The sequence below is a fragment of the Magnetospirillum sp. WYHS-4 genome (assembly GCA_039908345.1).
Classification (GTDB): domain Bacteria; phylum Pseudomonadota; class Alphaproteobacteria; order Rhodospirillales; family GLO-3; genus JAMOBD01.
In genome coordinates this window covers 1-9,918 of sequence record JAMOBD010000027.1, presented here as the reverse complement: position 1 = coordinate 9,918, position 9,918 = coordinate 1, and the positions used below count along the sequence as shown (strand labels likewise).

The window sequence follows — 9,918 nt, the reverse complement described above, 5'->3', positions numbered from 1 at the left end:
CGCACCTTGGAGGACGGTCCCGTGATCGAACGCAAGCTGGAACAAACCATTTTCGCCAGCCGGTGGCTGATGGCACCCTTCTATCTGGGCCTGACGATCTGCCTGGGCCTGTTGACCGTCAAGTTCCTGCAGGAACTGATCCATATCGTCCCGCAGACCCTGGCCCTGACCGAAAACCAGATGATCCTGGCGGTCCTGTCGCTGATCGACCTGTCGCTGGCCGGAAACCTGCTCTTGATGGTGATTTTCGCCGGCTACGAGAACTTCGTGTCCAAGATCGATACCGGCGGCCACGAAGACCGGCCCGAGTGGATGGGCAAGGTGGATTTCAGTGGGCTGAAGCTCAAGTTGATCGCCTCCATCGTCGCCATCTCGGGCATCCACTTGCTGAAGGCCTTCATGAACGTCGAGGCGATGTCGAAGGAAAGCCTCGCCTGGATGGTCGGCATCCACATGGTGTTCGTGGTTTCGGGCGTGCTGCTGGCCCTGATGGACCGCATCATCGAGGGGCCGCCGCAGCATCGCTGACCGGGAGGCGAACCGTAACGGTGGTGCCGCCGCCGGGGACGCTCGCAATCTCCATGGTTCCGCCGTGGGCCTCCACCAAGCCCTTGGTGAGCGGCAGGCCCAGTCCCGTGCCTTCGTGGGAGCGGGTCAGCGCCGAGGCCACCTGTCCGAAAGGTGTCAGGGCTTTGGCGATCCCGGTGTCGTCCATGCCGATGCCGGTATCGACCACCGTGATTTGCACGCGGCCGATGCCGTCCCGTCCCACATCCAGGGAGACTTGCCCCCCGGCCGGCGTGAACTTCACGGCGTTGGTCAGAAGATTGACTAGGATCTGCTTCAGCCGCCGCCGGTCCGCCGGAAACGGCCGCATGCCCGAGGCGACGTGAGATGCCAGGACGACCTGTCCTTTCTCGGCACGCGGCCGAACGAGGCGCAGGGTCTCCTCGACCAGCTTTTCCGGGTCGACGGCTTCCGGATGCAGCTCCAGCTTTCCGGCCTCGATGGTGGAAACGTCGAGAATGTCGTTGATAAGCGCCAGCAGGTGCTGGCCGCTTTCCTGGATGTTGCCCAGGTATTCCTCGTAGCGCGGGTTTTCCAGCCTGCCGAAGGTGGCGTGCAGAATGACGTCGGAAAAGCCGATGATGGCATTGAGCGGCGTGCGCAATTCGTGGCTCATGTTGGCCAGGAACTCGGTCTTGGTACGGTTGGCGAGCTCCGCTTCCTCCTTGGCTCGGCGGAAGTTGTCGAGGGTTCGCTTGTGGTGGGCGATCTCCTGCACCAGGGCCGCGGTGCGTTCGCGCACCCGTTCGTCCAGCATGTCATGGGATCTTCGCAGCGTTTCCTCGGCCGCCTTGCGATGGCTGATGTCGCGTACGGTGAGAACCAGGAATCGACGCCCGGCCACCTCGGATGCCGAAGCCGCGACCTCGACCGCGGTGGTGGTGGCGTCCCGATGCAGCGCCATCATCTCGCAGGGAGTATCGCGGCAAACGGCGCTACCCAGCCGCTCGACGAACGTGCCCCCCAGTTCGTGGCGCAGCCAGCGTTCGACGGGCCCGCCCAGGATCTCATCCTTGGCGTAGCCGAACACGTCTTCCGCCTTGGGGTTGAATGCCTCGACGCGACCTTCCCCATCCAGGACCACCATGGCGTCGGGGATGTTCTCCAGGATGGCGTGCTCCCGGCTTTCCAGGATCTCCAGGTCCCGCTTCTGGCGGGCCAACTCCTGGCGGGCCAAGTCGATGTCCTCGGCCATGGCGACTAGTTCCTGGCCTTGCTGCTCCAGGATCGCCTTGGCCATTTCCAGTTCGGCGTTGGCGCGCTGCAGGGACTGCCCGCGATAGATCAGTTCGCGCTGCTGTTCCTTCAGTTCGGTGACGTCGGTGAGCGTGGTGACGATGCTGCCTTCCAGGGTGCGCTTCTGGTTGACGATGAAGTAGCGGTCGTCCTCGTATTCCAGGAATCCCTGGGCCGCGGGCATGCGGCATTCGTCCAGGCGCCGCCGGATCCACTCCTCGGGCGCCTCGTTCAGTTTCAGGAATCCGGAATGGGCGAGCCCCGTCACGACGTCGGCATAAGGCTGGCCGTGTCGTGGCGGGCCATTCTTGCTGGAAAAGCGTTCGGCGAACTTGGCATTGAACATGTCGAGCTGGCCGGCTTGGTTCCAGGCGGCGAATCCGTCGGCCATGCAGTCCATGGCGCTTTCCAGGCGCAGTTGATAGCGCACGCGCTCGGTGGCGTCGGCCCAGTAGCCGATCACGCCGCCGTCGGGCAGCAAGCGTTCCTTGATGTCGATCCAGCGGCCATCGGTCAGGCGCTCGGTGGTGACGCCCACCTTGGCGCGATGGGTCTTGAGGCGATCCTTGATCCAGCGATGGGGCGCCTCGACGACCAGCGAACCGGCGATCTCGCCGTTGGCCACGAGAATCTTGAGAATATCCTCGAACTTCAGGCCGACGACATCGTCCAATTCCTGAAGCGAACGATAGATGAAGCGAAAGTGTTCGTTGCAGTAGACAAGGGTGTCGGAAGGGTCGAACAAAGCCAGCCCGACCCGCAGGTGGTCGAACGACCTCAGCGTTCGCTGGTTCTCATCCCCGTCATTCGACATCATCGTGCGGATGCCGCCATTGCTTGTGCGAGATGGACTGGCGAGATGCCCTTTCGAGGCGGTCGGACGCCCCCTGTTTGCGGTCACCTTACCTCAGGTCGCGACGCATTCCCAGCGTTTCGAGGGCCGAGAGAGATCGGGCGACATCCGTCTTGACTCGGAAACGGCGAGGGCCGACTTTGCCCCCGAGAGGAAGGGACGGGCCATGGACCAGCAGAAGTTCGAATTCGTCACCAAGCTTCTGAAGGACCGCTCCGGGCTCGTCCTTTCGGTGGACAAGGCCTACCTGATCGAGAGCCGCCTGGCGCCCATCGCCAAGAAATACGGTCATGCCACGACGGACTACCTGATCGACCGCCTGCGCGACGGGCGCGACGAGGCGTTGGCGCACGAAATCACCGACGCCATGACCACCAACGAGACCTTTTTCTTTCGCGACGGCAAGCCCTTCGATTTTTTCCGCCAGACCCTGATTCCCGCCTTGGCGGATTCCCGGAGCCAGACCCGTAGTCTCCGGGTCTGGTGTGCCGCCGCCTCCACCGGCCAGGAGCCCTACACGCTGGCGATGATCCTCAGGGAGGAGTTGAAGCGCCTTCCCGATTGGAAGCTGGAAATCGTCGCAACCGACATTTCCACCGAGTCCCTGGCGCGCGCCCGCATGGGCCGCTATTCGCAGTTCGAGGTGCAGCGCGGCTTACCCATCCAGCTTCTCGTCAAGTATTTCAAGAAGCAGGACGAGATGTGGGAGATCAGCCCCGAGGTCCGCTCGATGGTGGACTTCCGGTCTTTCAACCTGCTGATGCCTTTCGCATCGCTGGGACGGTTCGACGTGGTGTTTTGCCGCAACGTTCTGATCTACTTCGACATCCCGACCAAGACCGATATCCTGAACCGCATGAGCCGCCAGATGGCCGACGACGCCCACCTGTTCCTTGGCGGTGCGGAGACCGTGCTGGGCATCACCGAACGCTTCAAGGCCCTGAGCGGCGAGCGGGGCGTCTACCAAGTCAACGGCCGGCCATGAGTTACGTCGTCTGGCAGGAGAAATTCCGCATCGGCATTCCCGAAGTGGACGATGACCACAAGATGCTGTTCGACCTGATCGACCAGTTCCACGAAGCCTATGCGCGAGGATCGGCGTCGCACGACCCGGAAAGGGTCTTCTCCGTTCTTCTTGCCTATACGGACCGCCATTTCGTCCGCGAGGAAGGGCTGATGCGCGATGCCGGCTATGGCGGTCTGGCCGCCCATGTCTGCGCCCATCGGGCGCTGCGGCTGGACGTCGTCGCATTCTACGAACGCTTCCGGCGTGGGGAGCAAGCGGGCCTCTGCCTCGAACTCCTGGCCTTCCTGAAGAACTGGCTGCACTTCCATATCATGGAAGACGACATGGCCTTCAAGAAGGTCTTCCGGCCTGGGGGATAGTCCGGCACACCTCGCCACAAGAAGCGGCAAAAAAGGAAGGGCCGCGGCGGTTGCCCGACGCGGCCCCGATCCATCGTTCGGCAGGAACGGGCTTACATGCCCATGTCGCCCATTCCGCCCATTCCGCCCATGCCGCCCATGCCGCCGGCGCCGCCCATGGCATCCTTCCGCTCGGGCTTTTCGGCGATCATGGCTTCGGTGGTGACGAGCAGGCCGGCCACCGAGGCGGCATCCTGCAGGGCGGTACGCACGACTTTGGTCGGATCGATGATGCCGGCCTTCATCATGTCGCCGTACTGCATCGACTGCGCGTCGAAGCCGTAGTTGGTGTCCTTGGCTTCCAGCAGCTTGCCGGCCACGACGGCACCGTCGGTACCGGCGTTCTCGGCGATCTGGCGCACCGGGGCCTGGAGGGCGCGGCGCACGATCTCGACGCCGACCTTCTGGTCTTCGTTGGCGACCTTGACCTTATCGAGGGCACGGGTGGCGTAGAGCAGCGCGGCACCGCCGCCGGCCACCACGCCTTCCTCGACCGCGGCCCGGGTAGCGTGCAGGGCGTCGTCGACGCGATCCTTGCGCTCCTTCACCTCGATCTCGGTGGCGCCGCCGACCTTGATCACCGCCACGCCGCCGGCCAGCTTGGCCAACCGCTCCTGCAGCTTCTCGCGGTCGTAGTCGGAGGTGGTCTCCTCGATCTGGGCGCGGATCTGGCCACAACGGGCGACGATGTCGGTCTTCTTGCCGGCCCCTTCCACGATGGTGGTGTCTTCCTTGGTGATGACCACCTTCTTGGCGCGGCCCAGCATGTCCAGCGTCACGCTTTCCAGCTTGATGCCCAGGTCTTCCGAGATCACCTGGCCGCCGGTGAGGATCGCGATGTCCTCCAGCATGGCTTTGCGGCGATCGCCGAATCCGGGGGCCTTGACCGCCGCGACCTTGAGGCCGCCGCGCAGCTTGTTGACCACCAGGGTCGCCAGCGCCTCGCCCTCGATATCCTCGGCGACGATGATAAGCGGACGGTTCGACTGGACGACAGCCTCGAGCACCGGCAGCAGCGGCTGCAGGCCGGAGAGCTTCTTCTCGTGGATGAGAATCAGCGCGTTCTCCATCTCGCAGGTCATCTTTTCGGCGTTGGTGACGAAGTAGGGCGAGGTATAGCCGCGATCGAACTGCATGCCTTCGACCACGTCCAGTTCGGTGGTCAGGCCCTTGGCCTCTTCCACGGTAATGACGCCTTCCTTGCCGACCTTCTCCATCGCCTGGGCGATCAGCTTGCCGATTTCCGCCTCGCCGTTGGCCGAAATGGTGCCGACCTGGGCGATCTCCTCGCTGGTCGAGACCTTCTTGGAGCGCTTCTTGACGTCGGCCACGACGGCCTCGACGGCCAGATCGATGCCGCGCTTGAGGTCCATCGGGTTCATCCCGGCGGCGACGGCCTTGTTGCCGGCGTGCACGATGGCTTGGGCCAGCACGGTCGCAGTGGTGGTGCCGTCACCGGCCTCGTCCGAGGTCTTGGAAGCGACTTCCTTGACCATCTGGGCACCCATGTTCTCGAACTTGTCGGCCAGTTCGATCTCCTTGGCGACGGTGACGCCGTCCTTGGTGATGCGCGGAGCGCCGAAGGCCTTGTCGATAACGACGTTGCGGCCCTTGGGGCCCAGCGTCACCTTGACCGCATCGGCCAGGACATCGACGCCACGCAGCAAACGCGTGCGGGCATCGGTGGAAAAGCGTACTTCCTTGGCAGGCATGATGTTCGTCCCTTTCTCGTGTGGGGCGGAAAATTACTTCTTTTTGGCCTTGGCGGCCTTGGCGTCGGCTTCAACGATACCGAGAATGTCGGACTCCTTCATGATGAGGAGTTCCTCGCCATCGAGTTTGACCTCGGTGCCCGACCACTTGCCGAACAGCACCCGGTCGCCGGCCTTCACGTCCAGCGGTTGCAGTTTGCCGTTTTCGTCCCGCACGCCCGAACCGACGGCCAGGATTTCGCCCTCCATGGGCTTTTCCTTGGCGGTGTCGGGAATGATGATGCCACCCGCGGTCTTGGTGTCCGACTCGACGCGACGGACCACGACGCGGTCATGCAGCGGCCTGAACTTCATGGTATAGACCTCCACGAACCCTTGAAAATCCAATGAACGGGGCGGGCTGCTAGCACTCACCCCGCATGAGTGCCAACCATCTAGGCCGCGTAGGCGTCGCTGTCAAGGGGGTGAGGTTGAGGCGCACAGAAATATACACCGTTTTTGTTATTTACAATCCAATAACATGCAATATATTGTATTTTATGCTCGACAAAGCGAAAGATAGGCCCATGTTCGACGCTCGCCCCTTCATCCAGATCCAGGAAGGCTTTGCCGGGAATGTCGCTCCTTTCGCCGCATGGCAGATGCTGGCGGCAGACCCGCGCTTGGTCATGGTCGATGTGCGGACGGAAGCCGAATGGAATTTCGTCGGGCATCCCGACCTGTCGTCCCTGGGCAAGGAACTGAAGTTCGTTCAGTGGCAGCTTTTCCCGGGCATGGCGGCCAATCCGGACTTTGCCGTCCAACTGGAAAAGGCGGTGCCGGACAAGGATACGCCCATCTTGTTCATCTGCCGCATCGGCCAACGGTCCCGCCACGCGGCGGTGGCGGCGACGGCGCAGGGTTACCGCTGCTGCTATAACGTGGCCGACGGATTCGAGGGCAAGCCCGACGAGGCCAAGCACCGCGGCCTTCTGGGCGGCTGGAAGGTGGAAGGCCTGCCCTGGGTACAGTACTGAGGGTGGAAACGCGCCGCGGCTGCGGTTAGATTGGACGACATGACCGCCCCGCTTGCCGCCATCGACCTGCCCGACGAGGAAGCCACCCGCCGCCTGGGGCGTCGGCTGGCCGGCGTCTGCCGGCCGGGCGACGTCTTCGCCCTGGCGGGCGACCTGGGTTGCGGCAAGACGGTGCTGGCCCGGGCCTTCATCGCCGCCTGCGAGGGCCACGACGAGGAAGTCCCCAGCCCCACCTTCACCCTGGTGCAGACCTACGAGACCGGCCGCGGTTCCCTTTATCATTTCGACCTCTACCGGTTGGAGCGGCCGGACGACGCCTACGAACTGGACATCGAGGAAGCCTTCGCCGAAGCCATATCCCTGATCGAATGGCCGGAGCGCCTGGGGCACCTGTTGCCCCCTTCCGCCCTGACGGTTGGGCTCGCCCATGCCGGGGGCGATGCCCGCCGGGCCGTGCTGTCCGGCCCCCCCGCCTGGGCACCCCGCATCGAGGAGGCCGGACTTGTCCGATAGGCAGCAAGCCATCGCCGATTTCCTTCAGGCCGCCGGATGGGGCGGGGCGGAACGGCGCAAGCTGGCCGGCGACGCGTCCTTCCGCAAGTACGACCGGGTCTTCCTGGCCGGGCGGCGGGCCGTGCTGATGGATGCCCCGCCGCCCCAGGAGGACGTGCGCCCCTTCGTCCGGGTGGCCCGCCACCTGTCCGGCCTGGGGCTCAGCGCCCCCGCCGTCCTGGCCGAGGACGTGGACCGGGGTTTCCTGCTGCTGGAGGATCTGGGCGACGACACCTACACCCGCATGCTGGCGAACGGCGGCGACGAGCGGGCGCTCTACGAACTGGCGACCGATGTGCTCATCGACCTTCACCGCCGGGCCGCCGTCCTGCCCGACGGCCTGCCGCCCTACGACGACGACAGGCTGCTTGCCGAAGCCTGCCTGGTCACCGACTGGTACATGCCCGCTGTTCTGGGCCATCCGACGCCGGAGGACCTGCGGCGGGACTATGCCGGGGTTTGGAAAAATCTGTTTCCCGTCGTCCGCGCCCAGCCGCCTGTCCTGGTGCTGCGCGACTATCACGTCGACAACCTGATGTGGCTGCCCGGACGCGAGGGAACGGCGCGCTGCGGCCTGCTCGACTTCCAGGACGCGGTGGCGGGGGCCGGCGCCTACGATCTGATGTCCCTGGTCGAGGATGCGCGGCGCGACATCGCGGATTCGCTGCGCGATGGCATGGTCGAACGTTATCTGTCCGCCTTCCCGGCCCACGACCGCCGCGCTTTCCGCGATGCCTTCGCCATCCTGGGAGCCCAGCGTCACGCCAAGGTGATCGGCATCTTCACCCGGCTCTGCGTCCGCGACGGCAAGCCTGGCTACCTGGTCCATATCCCGAGGGTCTGGCGCTTACTGGAACGTTCATGCCAACATCCCGTCATGGCGCCGGTGGCCGCATGGCTCGACCGGCATCTGCCCAAAGATAAACGGATCATCCCGCCATGCCCGAACGCCATTCCGTGATTCCCAAGGTCGGCATGGTGCTGGCGGCCGGCAAGGGGCTGCGCATGCGCCCGATCACCGACCGCCTGCCCAAGCCGCTGATCAAGGTCGGCGACCGTTCCATGCTCGATCATGCCCTCGACCGCCTGCAGGACGCCGGCGTCGAAACCGCGGTGGTCAACGTCCACCACCTCGGCCACCTGATCGTCCAGCACCTGCGGTCACGGCTTCTGCCGCGCATCCTGATTTCGCGCGAGGACGGCGAACTGCTGGAAACCGGCGGCGGCGTCAAGAAAGCCCTGCCGCTGCTGGGCGAGGCGCCCTTCTTCGTCGCCAACGGCGACGTGCTGTGGCTGGACGGCTACCGGCCGGCCCTGCACCGCCTGGCCGAAGCCTGGGATGGCGCCCGAATGGACGCTCTGCTGATGCTCCATTCGACCGTGGACGCCTATGGCTACGACGGCGTCGGCGACTTCCAGCTCGATCCCGAAGGCCGCATCGCGCGCCGGGCCGAAGGCGAGGTCTCGCCTTACCTCTATACCGGCGTGCAGATCCTCCATCCGCGCCTGTTCCAGGGCGCGCCGGAAGGGCCCTTCTCCCTCAACCTCCTCTACGACAGGGCCATCGCCGCCGGGCGCCTGTTCGGCATGCAGCACGACGGCGAGTGGTTCCATATCGGCACGCCGGACGGCCTGGCCGAAGCGGAAACCTACCTGCGCGACCGCTACCCCGGCCGCGAACGGCGGTCGACCTGACATGGGGGCCCCGCGGGTCTACAGCATCCCGGCGGGGACGCCTTTCGTCGATGCCCTGGCGGCCGGTACCGCCCGGATCGCCGGGCCGGCGCCGGAAGACTTGGCGGGCGTGCTGCTGCTGCTGCCGACCCGGCGCGCCGGGCGGGCGCTGCGCGAGGCCTTTCTCAGACGCAGCGGCGGCCAGCCCCTGCTACTGCCGCGCATGATGCCCCTGGGCGACCTGGACGAGGACGAACTGGCGCTCGAATCCTGGAACGCCGAAGGCGGTCTGGACGTGGCGCCGGCGATTTCCCCCTTGCGGCGACAGATTTTGCTTACCCGATTGGTGATGGCCTTCGAGAAGCGGCCCGGCATCCCGCCCGAGCAGGCCGCCCTGCTGGCCGCCGAACTGGCCCGGCTGCTGGATCAGGTGCGGACCGAGCGTCTCGACTTTGCCTGCCTGCCCGCCCTGGTGCCCGAGATGTACCGGCATTCGGAACACTGGCGGGTGGTGCTGGAATTCCTCTGTATCCTCACCGAACGCTGGCCGGCGGTGCTGGAAGGCGAGGGGGCGCTCGATCCCGCCGACCGCCGCAACCGGCTGCTGGAGGCAAGGGCTGGCCTGTGGCGCGCCCGGCCACCGGAGCATCCGGTGATTGCCGCCGGCTCCACGGGCACCGTACCGGCCACCGCCGACCTGCTGGCCGTGGTGGCGGACCTGCCCCAAGGTGCCGTGGTGCTGCCTGGCCTCGACCGTTCGATGGACGACGAGAGTTGGGCGGCCCTGGAACCCACCCACCCCCAGTACGGCATGGCCCGCCTGCTGGCGCGTCTGGGCCTGGACCGGCGCGCCGTGCCCGATTGGCCGGCGCCCGGCGTGCCC

The 9,918-nt window shown here is 65.4% G+C and carries 11 protein-coding genes; 8 read left to right on the top strand and 3 right to left on the bottom strand.

Translation table 11 applies throughout. From position 1 onward, the window contains the following. Nucleotides 1-21 precede the first annotated feature (21 nt). Entirely contained in the window at nt 22-528 is a 507-nt protein-coding gene (locus tag H7841_09330; protein MEO5337081.1) for a TIGR00645 family protein, read from the top strand. Here the strand turns inward: H7841_09330 and H7841_09325 are convergent. Beyond that, nucleotides 500-2,620, bottom strand: coding sequence for a PAS-domain containing protein (locus H7841_09325; protein MEO5337080.1), 2,121 nt, complete (start codon nt 2,618-2,620; stop codon nt 500-502). The two genes, H7841_09330 and H7841_09325, sit on opposite strands and share 29 nt — an antisense overlap. 202 nt (nt 2,621-2,822) lie before the next feature. Between H7841_09325 and H7841_09320 the strand changes: the two genes are divergently transcribed. Continuing rightward, nucleotides 2,823-3,641, top strand: coding sequence for a protein-glutamate O-methyltransferase CheR (locus H7841_09320; GenBank protein ID MEO5337079.1), 819 nt, complete (start codon nt 2,823-2,825; stop codon nt 3,639-3,641). Continuing rightward, complete coding sequence (locus H7841_09315; protein MEO5337078.1) at nt 3,638-4,042, top strand: bacteriohemerythrin; 405 nt, start codon at nt 3,638-3,640, stop codon at nt 4,040-4,042. The genes H7841_09320 and H7841_09315 overlap by 4 nt, the downstream gene beginning before the upstream one ends. A gap of 92 nt (nt 4,043-4,134) precedes the next feature. Here the strand turns inward: H7841_09315 and groL are convergent, their stop codons facing one another. Together groL and groES are read right to left on the bottom strand one after the other, a co-directional pair. After that, nucleotides 4,135-5,793 (bottom strand): chaperonin GroEL, encoded by a 1,659-nt coding sequence (groL, locus tag H7841_09310; protein MEO5337077.1) that lies wholly within the window; start codon nt 5,791-5,793, stop codon nt 4,135-4,137. Between the two features lie 33 nt (nt 5,794-5,826). Beyond that, nucleotides 5,827-6,147 carry a co-chaperone GroES gene (groES, locus tag H7841_09305; GenBank protein MEO5337076.1) on the bottom strand — a complete coding sequence of 107 codons (321 nt, stop codon included), beginning with the start codon at nt 6,145-6,147 and terminating at the stop codon, nt 5,827-5,829. Nucleotides 6,148-6,359: 212 nt separating this feature from the next. On the opposite strand from groES, the gene H7841_09300 reads away from it, so the two are divergent. From H7841_09300 to H7841_09280, 5 genes are all read left to right on the top strand, one after another. Further along, nucleotides 6,360-6,809, top strand: coding sequence for a rhodanese-like domain-containing protein (locus H7841_09300; GenBank protein ID MEO5337075.1), 450 nt, complete (start codon nt 6,360-6,362; stop codon nt 6,807-6,809). A gap of 39 nt (nt 6,810-6,848) precedes the next feature. Beyond that, entirely contained in the window at nt 6,849-7,322 is a 474-nt protein-coding gene (gene tsaE / locus H7841_09295; protein MEO5337074.1) for a tRNA (adenosine(37)-N6)-threonylcarbamoyltransferase complex ATPase subunit type 1 TsaE, read from the top strand. Next, entirely contained in the window at nt 7,312-8,322 is a 1,011-nt protein-coding gene (locus tag H7841_09290) for a phosphotransferase (GenBank protein ID MEO5337073.1), read from the top strand. Before tsaE ends, H7841_09290 begins: the two co-directional genes overlap by 11 nt. Then, nucleotides 8,301-9,056 (top strand): nucleotidyltransferase family protein, encoded by a 756-nt coding sequence (locus H7841_09285; GenBank protein ID MEO5337072.1) that lies wholly within the window; start codon nt 8,301-8,303, stop codon nt 9,054-9,056. The genes H7841_09290 and H7841_09285 overlap by 22 nt, the downstream gene beginning before the upstream one ends. Before the next feature lies 1 nt (nt 9,057). Further along, nucleotides 9,058-9,918 (top strand): double-strand break repair protein AddB (locus tag H7841_09280; protein ID MEO5337071.1); only part of this gene is annotated, 861 nt, incomplete at its 3' end.